The sequence below is a fragment of the Rhodopirellula halodulae genome (assembly GCF_020966775.1).
In the GTDB taxonomy this organism is placed as follows: domain Bacteria; phylum Planctomycetota; class Planctomycetia; order Pirellulales; family Pirellulaceae; genus Rhodopirellula; species Rhodopirellula halodulae.
Genome location: NZ_JAJKFV010000011.1, coordinates 44,750 through 60,292, shown reverse-complemented (window position 1 = coordinate 60,292; position 15,543 = coordinate 44,750). Strand labels below are relative to the sequence as shown.

General features: G+C 56.7%; 16 protein-coding genes and 1 tRNA gene. 5 read left to right on the top strand and 12 right to left on the bottom strand.

Annotated features, from left to right (window positions below):
• The first annotated feature begins 546 nt into the window (after positions 1–546).
• Positions 547–852 carry a BON domain-containing protein gene (locus LOC70_RS08820; protein ID WP_230253244.1) on the top strand — a complete coding sequence of 102 codons (306 nt, stop codon included), beginning with the start codon at positions 547–549 and terminating at the stop codon, positions 850–852.
• Positions 853–861: 9 nt separating this feature from the next.
• Here LOC70_RS08820 and LOC70_RS08815 read toward each other — a convergent pair whose 3' ends face one another.
• From LOC70_RS08815 to infC, 3 genes are all read right to left on the bottom strand, one after another.
• The gene (locus LOC70_RS08815) at positions 862–2,235 is read right to left on the bottom strand and encodes an asparagine synthase-related protein (RefSeq protein ID WP_230253243.1); all 1,374 of its coding nucleotides are present in this window, start codon (positions 2,233–2,235) and stop codon (positions 862–864) included.
• Positions 2,236–2,328: 93 nt separating this feature from the next.
• The gene (locus tag LOC70_RS08810) at positions 2,329–3,249 is read right to left on the bottom strand and encodes a phosphoribosylaminoimidazolesuccinocarboxamide synthase (RefSeq protein ID WP_230253242.1); all 921 of its coding nucleotides are present in this window, start codon (positions 3,247–3,249) and stop codon (positions 2,329–2,331) included.
• A 212-nt stretch (positions 3,250–3,461) separates the two neighbouring features.
• Positions 3,462–3,992, bottom strand: coding sequence for a translation initiation factor IF-3 (infC, locus tag LOC70_RS08805; RefSeq protein ID WP_230253241.1), 531 nt, complete (start codon positions 3,990–3,992; stop codon positions 3,462–3,464).
• Positions 3,993–4,455: 463 nt separating this feature from the next.
• Here infC and LOC70_RS08800 point away from each other — a divergent pair.
• Positions 4,456–4,529 (top strand) — tRNA-Val (locus LOC70_RS08800).
• Between the two features lie 210 nt (positions 4,530–4,739).
• Here the strand turns inward: LOC70_RS08800 and LOC70_RS08795 are convergent.
• Positions 4,740–6,116 carry a hypothetical protein gene (locus LOC70_RS08795; protein ID WP_230253240.1) on the bottom strand — a complete coding sequence of 459 codons (1,377 nt, stop codon included), beginning with the start codon at positions 6,114–6,116 and terminating at the stop codon, positions 4,740–4,742.
• 291 nt (positions 6,117–6,407) lie between these two features.
• Here LOC70_RS08795 and LOC70_RS08790 point away from each other — a divergent pair, with 291 nt between their 5' ends.
• Positions 6,408–6,962, top strand: a complete 555-nt coding sequence (locus tag LOC70_RS08790; protein WP_230253239.1) for an FKBP-type peptidyl-prolyl cis-trans isomerase — start codon at positions 6,408–6,410, stop codon at positions 6,960–6,962.
• 67 nt (positions 6,963–7,029) lie between these two features.
• Here the strand turns inward: LOC70_RS08790 and LOC70_RS08785 are convergent, their stop codons facing one another.
• From LOC70_RS08785 to LOC70_RS08775, 3 genes are all read right to left on the bottom strand, one after another.
• Positions 7,030–7,608, bottom strand: coding sequence for a hypothetical protein (locus LOC70_RS08785; RefSeq protein ID WP_230253238.1), 579 nt, complete (start codon positions 7,606–7,608; stop codon positions 7,030–7,032).
• A gap of 117 nt (positions 7,609–7,725) precedes the next feature.
• Complete coding sequence (locus LOC70_RS08780; protein ID WP_230253237.1) at positions 7,726–8,403, bottom strand: MerC domain-containing protein; 678 nt, start codon at positions 8,401–8,403, stop codon at positions 7,726–7,728.
• Positions 8,404–8,805: a hypothetical protein gene (locus LOC70_RS08775; protein WP_230253236.1), complete on the bottom strand. Its 402-nt coding sequence runs from the start codon at positions 8,803–8,805 to the stop codon at positions 8,404–8,406.
• Between the two features lie 247 nt (positions 8,806–9,052).
• On the opposite strand from LOC70_RS08775, the gene LOC70_RS08770 reads away from it, so the two are divergent.
• Positions 9,053–9,484, top strand: a complete 432-nt coding sequence (locus tag LOC70_RS08770; RefSeq protein ID WP_230253235.1) for a Fur family transcriptional regulator — start codon at positions 9,053–9,055, stop codon at positions 9,482–9,484.
• Between the two features lie 94 nt (positions 9,485–9,578).
• Here the strand turns inward: LOC70_RS08770 and LOC70_RS24460 are convergent, their stop codons facing one another.
• From LOC70_RS24460 to LOC70_RS08755, 3 genes are all read right to left on the bottom strand, one after another.
• Complete coding sequence (locus LOC70_RS24460) at positions 9,579–11,072, bottom strand: A24 family peptidase (RefSeq protein ID WP_315857225.1); 1,494 nt, start codon at positions 11,070–11,072, stop codon at positions 9,579–9,581.
• 254 nt (positions 11,073–11,326) lie between these two features.
• Positions 11,327–11,752: a carboxypeptidase-like regulatory domain-containing protein gene (locus tag LOC70_RS08760; protein WP_230253234.1), complete on the bottom strand. Its 426-nt coding sequence runs from the start codon at positions 11,750–11,752 to the stop codon at positions 11,327–11,329.
• Positions 11,752–12,777, bottom strand: a complete 1,026-nt coding sequence (locus LOC70_RS08755) for a DUF1559 domain-containing protein (protein WP_230253233.1) — start codon at positions 12,775–12,777, stop codon at positions 11,752–11,754. The genes LOC70_RS08760 and LOC70_RS08755 overlap by 1 nt, the downstream gene beginning before the upstream one ends.
• Positions 12,778–13,073: 296 nt before the next feature.
• Here LOC70_RS08755 and LOC70_RS08750 point away from each other — a divergent pair, with 296 nt between their 5' ends.
• Positions 13,074–13,412, top strand: coding sequence for a hypothetical protein (locus LOC70_RS08750; protein WP_230253232.1), 339 nt, complete (start codon positions 13,074–13,076; stop codon positions 13,410–13,412).
• A gap of 66 nt (positions 13,413–13,478) precedes the next feature.
• Here LOC70_RS08750 and LOC70_RS08745 read toward each other — a convergent pair whose 3' ends face one another.
• Together LOC70_RS08745 and LOC70_RS08740 are read right to left on the bottom strand one after the other, a co-directional pair.
• Positions 13,479–15,077: a permease gene (locus tag LOC70_RS08745; protein WP_230253231.1), complete on the bottom strand. Its 1,599-nt coding sequence runs from the start codon at positions 15,075–15,077 to the stop codon at positions 13,479–13,481.
• Positions 15,074–15,514 carry a hypothetical protein gene (locus tag LOC70_RS08740; RefSeq protein ID WP_230253230.1) on the bottom strand — a complete coding sequence of 147 codons (441 nt, stop codon included), beginning with the start codon at positions 15,512–15,514 and terminating at the stop codon, positions 15,074–15,076. The genes LOC70_RS08745 and LOC70_RS08740 overlap by 4 nt, the downstream gene beginning before the upstream one ends.
• Positions 15,515–15,543 lie beyond the last annotated feature (29 nt).

The following is a 15,543-nucleotide window of genomic DNA, read 5'->3' as shown; positions in this document are numbered from 1 at the left end:
GCTGAGAATCACACTGAAAGGTTGTTTGAATTGCTTTGATTGACGAGTGATTCCGGATCCGTGTCCTCACGCGTCCTCCTCTCGAGTTCCAATTTCCATCCGAGCCATTTTCCAGTTCGGAGTGATTCCAAATTGGTTGGGGCGATGCCTGGAAAGGTGTTGGTTCGTCTGGTTCACGAACCTCCCGAGACTCAAACCTAGGTCATGTCTGATGCGGGTCAGCGAAAACCCGAAAGAAACACCCCCTTTTTGGGAGGTCGGCGAATGCTTGCCGGGGAGTCAAAGCTTCGCCGATGCGAATTGGGGTGAATCATCCGCACGAAGCAAACTTCAGTGAAACTGCGGGGTTTCCGCCAAATGAGGTTCTGTGGCGACCTATTGGCCCTAGTCTTCGTGGTTTGACATGTGCCGCCCCGCTAACACCAAAAAAATGTCGAAATTGGCGTGGCTCGATTCCCAAACATCGGAAATATTAGAGGGGACGGAGTTTGAGCAGGGCAAACCTGTCCCGGCCATCACGACTACCTGAAAGGAATTGGGACCTTTATGCGATCCACCACGCAACCAACATTCACCGCAGAACCGCTCGCTGATCACTCCGCTTCGGTCCACACCGATTTTTCCGGTCGTGTGGATCAAATGAATGCCACCGACCAAGCGACCGAAGTCATCAAAGCACTCGCAGAAAGCAACGTTGCCGAGTTGCGATTTCTTCGAGTCGATGAGAGCGACCACGAGATTTGTTTGACCGGCCGCGTTCGCAGCTTCTATCACAAGCAATTGGCACAAGAAGCCATCCGCCCCGTCGCCGGCGGCCGACAAGTCGTCAACCGCGTTTGCGTTGGCTCCTGATTCGACACCTCACTTCGACGCGATGCGTTCCGACAATTTGCCGGTTGAGAACGCGTCGCTGAAGTACTGACGGTATTCCATTTCGTGCGTTGGAAACAACGCTTCGAAGGTATCCGTGCCGCCCGCCCCATGTTGAAAACGTCGTTTCGGGTTGATGGGCATCTTCATTCCGGTGACCGCTTCCACACCAGCCCCCACGATCTGACCCTTTAGGTCATACAGTTTTTCGTGGCTCCAGTCGGTCATTTCGATGAACGGAGTTCCCTCCGCGACTTCGATCAGTTCAGGGAGCGCCATCGGGCTGAAACCAAGGAAGCCCAGTTGCCTGGCGGGAGCACTGGTTCGCACGTGGCCACGACTCTGTCCACCGCTGTAGACCAGCGAGTGTTTGACGGCGTCCACGCCCCAGCCTTCCTGGTACAGCATTTGGTTATTCAGCACGCTGCGAATGGTCAGCTCCGGGTTCTCCTCGATCGGATAATCCTTGAAATTCTCGTCGCCGCCGTCACCATCGACCAAGTACTTCCAATCGGGATACCGCTGACGAATCCCGCGACAAAGTGCAAGTCCCATGGTCGCGCTTTGGATATCCAAAGGCTTGTAGTCTTCGGTGGCTTCGATCGCTGAACGCCAATCGATTTGCTCTTTGGGAACGGAGATCACTTCCAACAACATCGGCATTCCAATCGCCGACAGGAACTCGCTCGCCTGAGCAAAATCGGTTTCAGTCGAAGCCGCGTTCTCTTGCACCGACAACACAAACGCTTTCAGACGCTGAGGGGTTTGTCCGCGTTCTTTCAGTGCATGGATCATCGAAATCAGCACCGCACCGCTGTCGATGCCGCCACTAAACATGACGCCGATCGGGGCGTCGGATGGAATCGTGTCCAGCCAATCGGAGCAAACTCGAACCAGCGTTTCGATGTAGCGAGTTCCGATCGCTTCGACGCTGGCCGGCAGTGTGTTGGACTTCGGGTCAAAGAACCGATGCAATGTCGGATTGGGATCGGGGCATCCGGTCAGTTGCAGTTTCATCAAATGATGAGCCGGAACCATCCGCGTGTACGAAGGATGGAATTGATCTTCCAACCCCTCGGTACGAAGTTGCTCAAAGATTTCGTCGATGCGTTCGGCAACAATCAAACAAGGACCGGCCGCACGTTTCGCGAGGAAGTATCGCATGGGACGACCAATGGACCGAGCCATGTGGACGGTCTTGCCTTCCGATTGCAAGATCGCAAACTGACCTCGGATTTTTCCCACCGCTTCGGCATCACCACTTCGGATCGCCGCTTCCGCGTCCTCGCGTGATGTCCCCAGCAGAATGTCGCCGTTGGGATCCAATAAATTGACAATGCGTTCGATGACGGGGGGAGCATTCATGTCACGTGACCGAAGGAAAAAGGATCAAAGAGCGAGTGGCGGAAAAGCAGCGGGCAATCGACGAGAGCGTTTGCAGATCAACACGGAGGACGATCAAGCAAATGATTGACCCGTCAACCGTTCGTAACCTTCGCGGTAACGTTCCGCGGTTTGACGAGCGATTGATTCGGGTAATGGCGGCGGTGGACTGTTGCGGTCCCAGTCGGACGCTTGAAGCCATTCACGAACGAATTGCTTGTCAAACGAACGCTGGGAGTGGCCTGGCTCGTACTCGTCCGCTGCCCAGAAACGCGAGCTGTCCGGCGTCAACACTTCGTCGATCAAAATCAACTCACCGTCCACCACGCCGAATTCGAATTTGGTATCGGCGATCAGCAGACCACGCTCGGCAGCCAACCGCGACGCATCTTGATAGATCGTCAGGCTCATGTCTTTCAACTTGGTCGCCTGCGTCTGACCCAGTTCACCGCTCATCACTTCGAACGAAACGTTTTCGTCGTGCCCTTCCTCCGCCTTGGTCGCGGGAGTGAAGATGGACTCGGGAAGTTGATCGCACTGCTTCAAACCCGCAGGAAGCTGCACACCACACACGGCACCATTGGATTGATATTCTCGCCAGCCGCTTCCTTCCAAATAACCTCGCACCACACACTCAAACGGAACCACGGATGCTTTGCGAGTCACCATGATGCGACCTCGCAGAGGCTCTGGATCGACCTGCGCCGACACTTCGGTCGGTACCTCCGTGCTGATCAGATGGTGAGCGATGTTTTGGCCGATGGTCCCGGCATCCATCTGCTCAAACCAAAAGCGGCTCATCGCGGTCAGCAGTCGTCCCTTGTCAGGAATCCCGGTTGGCAAGATGTAGTCGAACGCACTGATGCGATCACTGCTGACGATGAGAAGACGATCGCCCAGATCGTAAACGTCGCGAACCTTGCCCTGGCGTCTCGGGAAGGGAAGATGGGTGCTAAGTAGCGCGCCGGTGGCGTCAAATTCGTAGTGATCGTTCATGACGCAGATGGTCGCACACCGATCCAACCACGACAAGCATCAGCCCAACCACTGGCTCCACCGTGAATGCAACTCGGCAAGCCTGAGACCCGGCAACCCGGCAGACCTGTTGCTCGGTGGTCCTCCACCGAGAGCGCACAACCGCGGGCCTACACCAGCAAGCATCGCCGATTCAAATCGGCGTGCGGAAAGAAACGGAGTCGTGAATCAACTCACTTCGGGGCGATCATGCAGATCATGCGACGTCCGTGCTGCTGAGGCTTGGTTTCCACCTTGCCCACTTCGCTCAGGATTTCAATGACCTGTTCCATGACCTTGCGGCCTTCTTCGATGTGGGCCATTTCGCGACCCCGGAACAAAACGCTGACCTGGACCTTGTCCTTGTGTTCCAAGAACTTCTCAGCTTGGCGGACCTTGGTTCGAATGTCTTCGTCCCCGGTCTTTGGACGCAGTCGGATTTCTTTGGTCTTCGTGTGAGACGATCCGCTGTTTTTCTTTTTGTTCTTGTCGTACTTGAACTTGCCGTAATCCATGATGCGGCAAACCGGTGGCCGCTCATTGGGAGCGACCTCGACCAAGTCCAGACCCGCGTCGCGGGCGCGTTCGAGAGCTTGTTCAGTCGGGATGATTCCGAGCTGTTCTCCCTCTTCGCTGACGACTCGCACCGGCGAGATGCGAATTTGGGAGTTGATGCGAGTTGAATCGCGATTTTCCGGTTGTACGTTTCTTCGTGCCAATGCCACTAAAGCAATCTTCTCCGGCCGGGAGGCGTTCCGGCGCAAATCGAAATGAAATTGGAGGAACGTGAGTTCCCAAGGGTGCGGGGGACGTGATCGTCCAATCGAGGATCCGCTGTCCAACCATAGGATAGTCAGACCGTTTGGCCAGATTGAATTCGCAAAAACCGTTCCAACCGCGTCAACCCCAATTTCCCGAAGTATCCAGGGGTGGGTTGGCAGCCGTCAACAGCGAATTGATGAAAACTTTGCGTTTTCATCGATCCAGCCACGAATGAGACTGCGGTCGAGGTGCTTCAAAAAGTCGATTCGGGGTGGCTTGACGAACCGTCAGGGTCATCGCAAACTGTGCGACCGCTTTGGCAACAGAGCTTCTGCAGCCCACCGCTTCAGCTGCCGATCTGCTACCAAAGTCCCGCGAAAAACCGCGGCCAACCACTCGGAATCAACCCCCGAGAAACACGTAATCGGGCGATTAGCTCAGTTGGTTAGAGCGCCACGTTGACATCGTGGAGGTCACAGATTCGAGTTCTGTATCGCCCACTCCCGAAAACCCCGTGAAGCCTAGTGTTTTGCGGGGTTTTTGTTTGTCTGCACCGTTTTCAGCATCACCGTTGGTTTGGTCAGAATTGGACTCAAATGGACTGTTTTTGCTGTCTTGTATTGCATCAGGTGCAACTAGTGGTGCAAATGCTCACGGTTAGTTTGGGCGTTTGAGCGCTGTGGTTGCTGGGGTTTGTGAAAGCCGCCGGTTTAGGCGCTGCGGCGAAGCGGAACGAGTTGCTGGGGGACGTTTTGCAGCGTTTCCAACGCAATCGGAAGAAGCTCGGGGCTGTTTTGGAACAACTCTTCCAGGTGCGGTTGAGGATCATTCAGCCAACGACGGTAAGCGGCGACAATCAATTCGACAAAGTCGTAGTCGCATGCTCGCAACAGTCGAACAAAGCATCGGTCCACCGCCAACAATGCTTCCTCGGGGACTGAGTCGCGTGTGGACAACGCAAGCAAGCCCGCAAACACAACGTGCTTTGGATGTGCTTCCAACATGATCGCTGCGGTTTCGACGGTCGCGTCGTCCAACGCACCGAGCCGTGCAAGCACGCACATGCTTTTTGCACGGACTTCATCATTGCGATGATCCGTCAATGCGCTGAGTTCATTCACGATCACTTCGTTGGCGATCGCAGGGTGCTGCACCGCCATTCGTTCCACAGCGGCAATCGCATGGAGTGTGATCGCGGTGGATGTCGACCGTAGTTTGTCCAGCAGCAATGATTCTTGTTCGTCATCCAACGCACCGAAGGATTGCAAATGCCGAATGGCGATCACTTGGTTGGACGTGGTCGGACTGGCGGCCAATTGCCACCATTCGGTCTGCGACTGCGATAGCACGGGTTGCTTCGACTTCGGTTGAAAGAAGGAGTCGTTGGTCTTCACCAGGAACTTCAGCGACTTTTGCATCGGGCGTTTCAGATCGCTGGGAAGTTCCGCTGCCCAGCTAGGCGAATGCTCATCACGAGCCCACGCGGCGATCGCATTGGTGTAGGCGAGCGAGGGGCTATCCAAGAATGGCCGCGGGCTGAGTTCCCACTGCGTTGAATCCCACGACGTCGGATGTTTGGCGACGAGACTGATGCCATTGCGGATCATTCCCAGCCCCGTCCCAATGACGGCCAGTTCGACTTGTTCGGGCAAGTGTGCTCCCGCAAAGTTGTTTTGCGAAAGAAGATCGCAGACGACGCCGTTGATCAGCGTGGCGAGACCCATTGCCGGATCGATATCGATCTGCTGATCCAAGGTGATCGATCGGTTGGTCGCGTCGTACCGGCCAGGTAGCTCGCCGGGGCCGCTGCAAGAGCCGCCACCGCAGCATCCGCCGCCCAAACTTGGTGCCTGGGGCAGGCCAACACGCACTTGGATCCCTTGGACGTCATGTTTCAGGTGTCTGCCCAAGTATGCAACGAACTGCCGCGAATCTCGCTCGGAATCGTATGCCGAAAACAATGCCTTTCGGCTCAGCACCGGCAGTGTGAATCGTTCAAAGCCCAGGCATTCCGCGATTTGTTGCAGGCAGAATTCAATCCGCGATTTCGCGGAATCCGACAAGTTCGCCTTCGGTTTAAAAAACACGATGCAGGGCTCAGGTTTTCAGGGGGGCATTCGATAGAGCACGACGCTGGTTGCGAGCAGAATACTGGAAGTCCGAATCGCAAGGCAGCGCCAGTTTCGAGGGGGCATCCGTGGCTCCACGACGATGGCGAGCTGGCGATGGGTGCGAAGGATCGGGCTATCGGGGGATGATGGGAATTGGCTAGTGTCGGCACGACCGGAGGTTGTGTGCGGGCGACCGGACGCTTTTGCCTTTCATTCCGGGCTGATGAAGGATCGTTTGAGAAGGCTTGTTGCGGTAGGAGCGTGAAAGTGGAACTGAAATTCTGGGCGTCGTGGTGCCTGTTGACTGCTCTGTGTTGCATGGGATGCCGCTCGACTCCTTTGGCTGATTCTTCCATTGCGACGGAGGTGACGACCGCAGACACGGCAACGCCCGCGGCGGAGCCGGTTGTGAAGACAGCAATCTTCTTCCACGACAAACCCGAACTGCAAGAAGGCACGGGAGCGATGGATTCGCCAACGCCGCCGGAGTTTTCTGAAACGGCATCCGGCTTGAACTATCGCGTGCTTCGAGCTTCCGGCGGAAAGAAACCGACGGCTTCGGACACGGTCACCGTCAACTACCGAGGTTGGTTGAACAACGGCAAGGTTTTTGACAGCTCGTATGAGCGAGGTGAGCCCACCACGTTTCCGCTTGGGAACGTGATTGCCGGTTGGACGGAAGGCATGCAGTTGGTCGGGGAAGGCGGCATGATCGAACTATGGGTGCCGTCGCATTTAGGGTATGGCGAACGTGGGTCGCCCGGCTCCATTCCGCCGCATGCTCATCTGCATTTCATCGTTGAACTGATCAACGTCGACTGAACGGTCGGCGCAGAGCAAATGCAATTCAAGAATGGTTGGAAGCTCAAGACGCGACGCTCTTGAGAGATCACCGCGTTGCGGTGGCTTCCTGAAACCACTTTTGCGGTTCAGTCGCGATCGATTGGGAAAGACTTCGCCACTCGGAAGTCATCCGGCCGGCTGGGATGACTTGCCGCTCGCCATTGTCCCATGACGCGAGCGTTTCGCGGCGGTACTGCATGCCCAACTCGCCGATCAATTCCGTTTCATAGTCACCGATCCAATCCACCAAACGAATCAGCAGGCTTGCAAATTCATCTTGGGCGCCCTCAGGCGGAGTTGTAAATTCCGGCAAGTCCTCGTTGGACCACGGCGGGCAATCAAGTTTGGCAAGCGAAGTGCATTGGGCAACGAACTCGAAGCGTTCGAGAAACAAACCACCGATGGAATCTTCACCGATGAAGACGCCAAATCCACGAAGCACAATTCGGCAGGTGGAAGAAAGCTCGAGCGTGTAAACGCTGGAGCATCTGGATCGATCTTGTGGCGGAGCGGCTTTTTCGAAACCGACGTGAGTCAGCCAATTGCCATTTGAACGAAGGACGTCTTGTCCCCAACACCAGCATTGTTGACTGAACAACGCTTGGGCCAGTGCTTGATCGGTCATCGTGCGATCTCGCTGGATTTCGCTCGGTTGCGGATGATTCGGTCGGAAACCAAGGGCCGCCTCGGGATAAAAGACGGACGCCCCGAAACTCTGTCCACCGCCCGTTGATCGCTGACGCTAGGCAGCGCTCTCTGGTTGCTTGGTTTCGCAGCATCCACACAAGCAGCCATAACGACGGTTGAGCAGGTGGGCCGAGACCAGCAGCAGGCCACCGATCGGCGTGATCCAGGGGCCAAAGCTTTCCAAAGGAACAAACGATGACATCTGCGTTTCACTGACAGTCAACTCGGTCAAGTCGGAGGGCGGAACCACAGCCGCTTCAGCGGCACAGTGTTCACAGCATGCGTCGGTGCAAACCGCGGTGGAATCCGTCGCGGCCAGATCGCCGTTGGTTTCGCAGGCGGCACAGCAATCGCCGGCCATGCCGAAGGCGGCCCCGGTGATCAGCACCAAGCCTACAACCGCGATCGCCCCAGGCAGCAAGCGTTTGTGAGTTCGGAATCCCGGGACGAACGCCGCCATCGCGATCAGAAAACAGGCGAGCGCCATCCATTGGTGAAAGGATTCGTCCGCCAGGAAACTCAGGCCCAGCATCGGCAAGTAAGCGATGACAAACGGCATGGCGGCGCAGTGGATAGCACAGCCAACGGAAGCGACGATCCCAACCCAATCTCGCCAGATTGTTTTGGAGGTGGTCGATTCGACAGCGGGTTCCGGATTCAGGGTGGTCAGCTCGATCATGGGGATGGCGTCAGGTGGACGAGTCGGATGAGATTGCGTTTGAGGGAAGTTCAATCAACGTTGGATCGGAAGCGATGCCAGCATGGAATCAAACGTCAGGAAGGCAGTGTAGGAAACGCTGGCGTGTCGTTGTTGGACGGGTTGGGGCAATGCGACGGGAACCGCACCCCGAGACTGGAGTCGTTCGCGGTACATCGTGATGAGGATCGATTCGTCGCCGGGCAAATAGACAAAGTGAGTCGCGTCCTTCATTAACAAGGCACGGCGATTGATTGTTTCGATCGAATCGCCATCGTTTTCAAGCAACACCACCATTCGCGAACCCTGAGGCAGTGGTGGTAGCATTGCCGCAGCATTGGGGGTGGCCGCCACCACGGACAATTTTTCGGTTTCCGCGGCAGTCAATGTCGATGGGCTGGCAAGAACCACGATCAGCAAAGCGACGCTACGGAACATCTGTCTTCTCGTACGAACTGGTATGGAAACTTGATCTTAGTTGCATAAGATATGCATGTATTGGGCGGTTGGGAAGATCTGTCCGAAAAACTTCTGCGATTTCCTGCTTCGTGGGCGATGAAACGGCTCCAGTGTGCATTTTCAGGGTGTCAAATGCTCGCGGCAGGAGAGTAGATTTCACTTGCACAGGGTTTGCACAGGTGTAAGATTTTGTGTTCTTTCCATTCCACGACGCTAGGAATTCACGATGACTGAGGACGAATCGCTTGAATTGGTCAAGCAAGCGATTCGCGGCGCGGGGCTTCGAGCCACGCCGGCGCGAATAGCCACTTTGCAATTGCTCCGCCGTTCCAAGTCACCTCTCACGCACGCGTTGGTTGCGGACGATTTGTCGTCACTGGGCGTGGACAAGGCGACCGTTTTCCGGAATTTGAACGACATGGTCGATGCGGGACTGCTGCGTCGGACAGAAGTTGGCGATCACGTTTGGCGGTTTGAAACGATCGACCCCGATGCCGAACACGGTGGCGGACACCCTCACTTTTTGTGCATCGATTGCGGCACCGTTTCGTGCCTCGACGATGTGAAGTTGACAGCGGGGAGTCGTCGTGCCAGCGAGCAGTTTGGTGAGGTCACCGAAATTCTGTTGCGCGGCCACTGCAACGATTGTCGTGAATGAGTTTGAATCCGCTTGAAGCCGCGAATTGCGGCTTTCAAGTCTCTCAGCAAATGAGCGTCGGCGATTTTTCAGGAACGCTGCCCCTGGGTGTGGTTCACCATAGGTTGGCCAGCCATTTCCAGGCGGGGTGATGCAGCATCGCTGCAGACAGCATGAGCATCGACGGTGTCAGCCACCGCGGTCGCAAACGTCGGCCGCCGACTGTACGTGCCGCGAATGCCAATGTGAGCCAGATCACACCGATCGTGAGCGTGGCTTGCCATCCAAGAGCGATCCCAAGCAGCATGGCGGCGAGCGCGACTGAGGTGCTCGCCTGATGGGTTCGGAGTTTTGCAAAAGGTGCAAGCAACGACAGGGCCCAACCGGCGGAGGCACCCGCGAGCACCGTTAGCAAGCGTGTGACAATGGCCGGAAGTTCAGGTGCGCCAACCGGAATCTGCTCAAACAGTGTCACCGGCACCGAATGAGGTGCCGCCAGAGCCACCGCAATCGTTGAAACGAACATACCGGTGGTTAGCCACGCCGGACAACGAAGCCGGTCGGTTTCCACCAAGGCGACCAGCAGCACAAAACAAAACACCATGCAGTGGAACAGGTACAGCTCCATCACCGGCCATTTGGTGTAAAGGATCATCCACAAGATTCCGGTGTGGCTGTAGTGCAGAAAACTGGGAACGTTGGCGGCGCCCGTCACCAGTTCGTACAAAAACAGCGATCCGAAGATCCCGGTGGTTGCGAGTTCCACCAAGAAATAGCGAATTGGAATGGTGGATTGGCAATCGCGGCATTTGCCGCCCAAGTTCAGATAGCTGACCAGAGGGATGTTGTCGATTCGCCGAATCTTGTTTCCACATCGCGGACAGGCCGAATCGCGAAAAGCGACGGAACGACCTCTGGGGGCACTGTCCGCCACCACGTTCAGAAAGCTGCCGAAGCAAGCTCCAAATGCCGCGAAGACACCGAAGACCGCGGCCTTGGCACTGCGTATGCGCAGGTGCTCCATCATCGTCGGTTCTTCGAGTGTGTAGTTGGTGGGTTTCGCCTGGGTGCTGGCCCAGATGGATTCCAGTGTTGGCAACACAATCATGTAGCCCACCAGGAGAACCGCCGTCACCAACAATGCGATTTGTCGCGGCGAGATCCGACGGGAAACGCCGGTCACCGAACGAAGGCATTCATGCATCACCAGAAACGCCGTGATGGCCAGCAGCACACTCGCATTGCAAAAGAACTCACGAGGTGAGTTGGGGAGGCCACCCTGAGATTGCTGGTACGCGGTGACCGAAAGCACCACGCCGAGGCTGAGCAGGGTTCCGCGAAGCACCAATGGGCCAGTTGCGGCGAAGAGGTAGGCAAGGACGCTGGCGTATCCCGCCGCCAACCAGATCACCCGCGAATCGCCGGAAATTCGAACCAGCGTTGCCACCAGCGAGCAACCGGCCAAGCTGACCAACAGCATGCGAAGGTACTCCGCCCACAACGAGTCCACCTGCCACGGTAAGTTGCTGGGGGGCTCTGTGGTTCGGGGATCCTGCGAGTGCGACGTGGGGGCACCGTCGTCACTGGTTGGGGCAGTCGTGGAAAACATTACGGCGTCCACAGCGGATGCATCGCTGTGCCGACCCACAGCAAACAATTCAAATGGTCATCGAAGACACCAGTCTAGTGTAATTGCATAAAAGGTGTAAATGGACTTCCTGTGCGTATGAAGAATCCGTGTACATAAGACGGCTGCGAGCAGCGATGAGGCGGGGCGAATTGCCTCCCGGACGTCGGGATCGAATGATGCGACCGCCGACCGCGGCCGACCGCCTTTGGTAGACATTGCCGCGGAGAGACCGATCAGGGCCCGTCCGGTTCCAAAACGACTTCCAGGGGCGTTTCGTCATTGGCCTCACGTGTCACGGTCAATCCACTGGTGTAGTAGTCCGCGTATCCGCGTGGGACGGTGCGTCCGTGTTCGTGAGCCTCCGCCGCCAGGTCTTCGGTCAGGACCACCTGGACCACAACGACTTCGTAGTCGCCCGGTGGCAAGTGAACCCTGCCATCCTCATCGCTTAAACGGAACGTGCCGCGGGAGGTGATTTTGCTGGCGTATCGAGATCCGTCGTCCAGAGATCGGAATTCAACGCTGCCTGATTGAACGGGCTCTCCGTCGGTAAATTGCACGATGCCGTTGGCGGTTTCCGAATCGTTGCTGCAACCGGTCATTGTCAACAGCAACGTTGCGAGTGTGAGGGCGACTCTTCGTGCGATTCTCGGCCGCATCAGTTCTCCAGCTCCACCACGCGAGCGTCGCCACGATTGGCCAGTGATCCCAGCACTTTCGTGTCGGTGTGCGCATCGAACATGCGAACGCTTCCATCCACTAAAGCGAAATGCACACCGGCGGGATGCCAACTGCCGAATGAGAACATATCCGCCAGGATGTCCGTCGGGCCGTGAGCCAATCGCAATCCCGGTCCGGCCAATCGGCTGGAGGCGGGAAGGTGGTCACCGTCGTAGGCCGGAGTGTCTTCAGGAAACTGGCCCAGCTTTTCAGTGGGCACATATTTCTCGCCGAATAGGAAAGTGCTGGAGGTGCCATCGAACACCGATGCCATGCGGATTCGGTCGGCGGGGGCGACGGCTTCACCATCTCGATTGCACTGTGGACGAACACTGATGATCACACCGGTCCCGTTGCCGCCGTAGTAAAAGTCGGTGGGGGCACCGGTGGATCCGGGAGTCAAGTCACCGTGGTTACCAGCGTAGTCCGAGAGCGCACCGGAAACATCCAAGGCCACATCCGTTGGACGAGGAGGCATGGGGCATCCGCATGGCAATCGTCCGCCTCCGCCATCCACCGTGGTCCGCAGACTGCGCACGCCAACGGGTTGGGTTCCGCTGCGTCGTGACGGACAAAGGAACAAATCCGGAACCGTGTTGCGAACGGATTCGGGATGTTCGTGCCATGGTTTGGAAAGGTCCCATTTCTCACCCAACGCCGCTTGTTCGATGTAGGGCATGACTCGGGCGAGCCAAGTGGGCGTTTCCAATCCGCATTGCTCAGACGGTGCCGCGTCCGGTCGCGACTCATAACGAGCCGGAGGAAAATAGCGAAGTGCATCGTGATGCATCTGCGCCGCCAACGCCAATTGACGCATGCGGTTCTTGCAATCGGTCGATCGAGCGGCTTCACGGGCGGATTGGACCGCGGGAAGCAGCATGGCGATCAGCACACCGATGATGGCAATCACCACCAGCAATTCGACCAGTGTAAAGCCTCGGGAATTTCGGGCTTGAATCGGCATTACGTTGAGACCTCGAGCGAATTTCCGTTGCAAACGCGGGTCCATTGTAGTCGGCCCACCAGAGGGATTCGTAGGTGTTGCTGCCAAACCCTTCGGTTTTTCCGCTCCGAATGGGGGCATTTGCTACAAGTCCTGCAATCAGTCGCCAATCTCGCAATGAAGAATAGAGCGGCTGAACCAACGCGCCGCGTTGCATCCCACCCAACTGCTATTCGGGAGCGAACCCCTTCACGCTAGGTTAGTGGAGTGGTTTGACACCAATGGGATAGATTTCTTCAATCGGAATGGAGTGAACGATGCGTCAGAAAGTTGCTGTGGCCCTGTTGGCTTTGTTGGTCGTTGCGAGCGTCGCCGCGACCGGACCGCGAGTCTCGGCGGAGGTGGAAGAGCCGGCGAGGCCGATGATCCTTCGGGTCTATCCCACTTCGCATCTACCGGTTTGGAACGGAAAGCAAGAGTGGAGGCCGAATCTGCTGATGGAGCTCATGCAGATCAAGATCACGCCTGACCGGTGGGAAGCACTTGGAGGGAAGGCAACCATGGCACCGTATCCCCACACCCAATCGATCGTCATCACCGCCGACGAAGAAATGCACGATCAGATTGTTGAATTGCTAAACCGCTTGGCGAAGTGAACGACGCGACGTTGCTGGGCTCGCGATAGCCCGGTGGACTTCGCTTGGAGCAAAGCTGTTCGCCGATCACTCACGGAATGATCGGACCCATCGGGAATTGGTTGCCAGCAGGTCTCGAACGACCTTTTGCGTTTCATCCTGTTCAAATGGGTCGTGTTCCAATTCGTGTTCCAGCGTCTCAAGCTTTTTGCGAATCAGATAACCCTGCATGCGTTGGTACGGACGCAGCGTTCCGGTTCGAAGCATCGTGCCAACTTCCAAACGACGGCTCCAGTCTTCCCAAACCGGCAACCAGAACATGGCGTGGTCGACTTGTCCGCTGTTGGCGGCGGAAAGGCATTCGGCTCGCGCCACGCTGATCTCGTCCAAGCATTCTTCGGCGGGAGGGTAATAGGCGAAGCAGGCAACAATGCTCATGGCCACCAAACCGGCCAACATGGTCGCACCAATCACACCCGACGGCACGATCAAGTCCAACGAGCTTCTTGATGCGTTGCCCTGTTCGATGGAAGAGGAGAATGATTTCTGGCTGGCACCCTTGATGAGCCAGGCTTCGTCGATTCCGAACTGACGAAAAATAAGCCCCATTAAGATCACGACACCCAAAACGATCAACGAGGCCGTCGTGCTGATGTCAATGCTCTTGGATACCAACTCTTGGAACGTCGCCCAGTTGACGGCTTGGAAAGCCGACAGCGGATTCGTGTAAACGTCGAAGGCATGGGTGTGTCCGGCCGGTTCGACGCCCGGCGGAATCAGCGGTCGATTGATGGCATAGGAAATCGCAATCACGATTGCGAGCAAGGCCAGCATCCAGCGTGCGGCCGCCTTCCATCCGTAGTTGCGACCAAACCAATATGGGGTCGCGAAATTCATGCCGGTCCCCAAAATCAACAGCGTGAACGATGCCCCCGGCGAATTCGCGTGTTGGAACATCATTCCCATTTGACTCATCGCCAGCATCGGCGTCGCATACACCGGCACGGCGACCAGCAACATTTTCAAAGGAGCCCACAGATCGTCTCGTTCGACCGAGTGTTGCATCGAGCCATAGGGCAGGATTGCGGCAAGAACTGCCAATCCCGAAAGAGCCAGGATCGTCAACACCAACGTTTGCCCGGTGGCCTCGCGCGAAAAGTGGACGACGGTGGCGAACAAACGTCGCAGTCCGATCAGTTGGTCCGCGGAAGCTTCGTCGTCCGTTTCAGAGTTGGCTGCATCGGTCTCTTTTTCTTCCCGTTTGGTGAACGCGTCCCAAATCAAACCCAGCGATGTCACCACGATCAGTGAACCAATCGCGAACAGGATGATCACCAACGGCCGACTGAGTGTGAGGCCATACAGCAGCGACAAAGGGTTGAAGAGAGGTGCCGAAAGCGCGAACGCTGACATGGCACCTGGTTTGACTTTGGCTCGTCGCATCTCCAGCAGGATTGGCAACACACCGATCGAGCAAACCGGCAGCAACATGCCGACCAACCAAGATTGCGGCAGCGAGCGCCAGTTGTCACCGCCAAACAATCGCCGGGTTCCATCCGGACGCAGGTAGTAACGCAAGATGGCGGCGATCAGCAAACCGACCAGCAACGTCGGCGAGGCCTGCGCGAAGCCTTGCACCACACGAATGATCCCGCCGACGATCATGGAGAGAGCGGATTGGTTCATGGATCGTTGCTAGAAAAAGTGGGCAGTTGTTCGGGGATCAAATTCGCGGTCTCGTCGATCAGGAAGCACAGAGCGAGAATCTGGTTCTTGTCCGACTCGGTCAGGTTGGTCGACTGCGACGCACGCAGGTTGGCGAGCGTGGACTCGGTCGCTTCGTGAAGCGGGATCCAGTCCTGTTCGGTGAGGTTGGTGTCGGCGGCAATCTCAGGAGTCCAGGTCACCAAGTCCAAAATTTCGGCATGCGTTTGTTCGTTGATCGAATCGCTTTCCAAGCGGCTTCGCAACTTGGCGGCAACGTCGGGCAAGTCCTCCGGCCAATGTTCCGCGATGATGTGATCATGTTCGAAGTGAGACGCTTTCGGCGAGTCTTTCGTCTCGCCGCAACCAACCATCAGCGTGATCAGGACCATGGCGAAAGCTGGAAGTGTTCGCTTCATGGCACCGAGTGGAAGTCTTCGCGTTCGAT

Bases quoted from the DNA above. Each gene is read 5' to 3' on its own strand.
- LOC70_RS08820 (WP_230253244.1), top strand. From the start codon at position 547: ATGCGATCCACCACGCAACCAACATTCACCGCAGAACCGCTCGCTGAT.
- LOC70_RS08815 (WP_230253243.1), bottom strand. From the start codon at position 2,235: ATGAATGCTCCCCCCGTCATCGAACGCATTGTCAATTTATTGGATCCC.
- LOC70_RS08810 (WP_230253242.1), bottom strand. From the start codon at position 3,249: ATGAACGATCACTACGAATTTGACGCCACCGGCGCGCTACTTAGCACC.
- LOC70_RS08785 (WP_230253238.1), bottom strand. From the start codon at position 7,608: ATGACCGATCAAGCACTGGCCCAAGCGTTGTTCAGTCAACAATGCTGG.
- LOC70_RS08775 (WP_230253236.1), bottom strand. From the start codon at position 8,805: ATGTTCCGTAGCGTCGCTTTGCTGATCGTGGTTCTTGCCAGCCCATCG.
- LOC70_RS08770 (WP_230253235.1), top strand. From the start codon at position 9,053: ATGACTGAGGACGAATCGCTTGAATTGGTCAAGCAAGCGATTCGCGGC.
- LOC70_RS24460 (WP_315857225.1), bottom strand. From the start codon at position 11,072: ATGTTTTCCACGACTGCCCCAACCAGTGACGACGGTGCCCCCACGTCG.
- LOC70_RS08760 (WP_230253234.1), bottom strand. From the start codon at position 11,752: ATGCGGCCGAGAATCGCACGAAGAGTCGCCCTCACACTCGCAACGTTG.
- LOC70_RS08755 (WP_230253233.1), bottom strand. From the start codon at position 12,777: ATGCCGATTCAAGCCCGAAATTCCCGAGGCTTTACACTGGTCGAATTG.
- LOC70_RS08750 (WP_230253232.1), top strand. From the start codon at position 13,074: ATGCGTCAGAAAGTTGCTGTGGCCCTGTTGGCTTTGTTGGTCGTTGCG.
- LOC70_RS08745 (WP_230253231.1), bottom strand. From the start codon at position 15,077: ATGAACCAATCCGCTCTCTCCATGATCGTCGGCGGGATCATTCGTGTG.
- LOC70_RS08740 (WP_230253230.1), bottom strand. From the start codon at position 15,514: ATGAAGCGAACACTTCCAGCTTTCGCCATGGTCCTGATCACGCTGATG.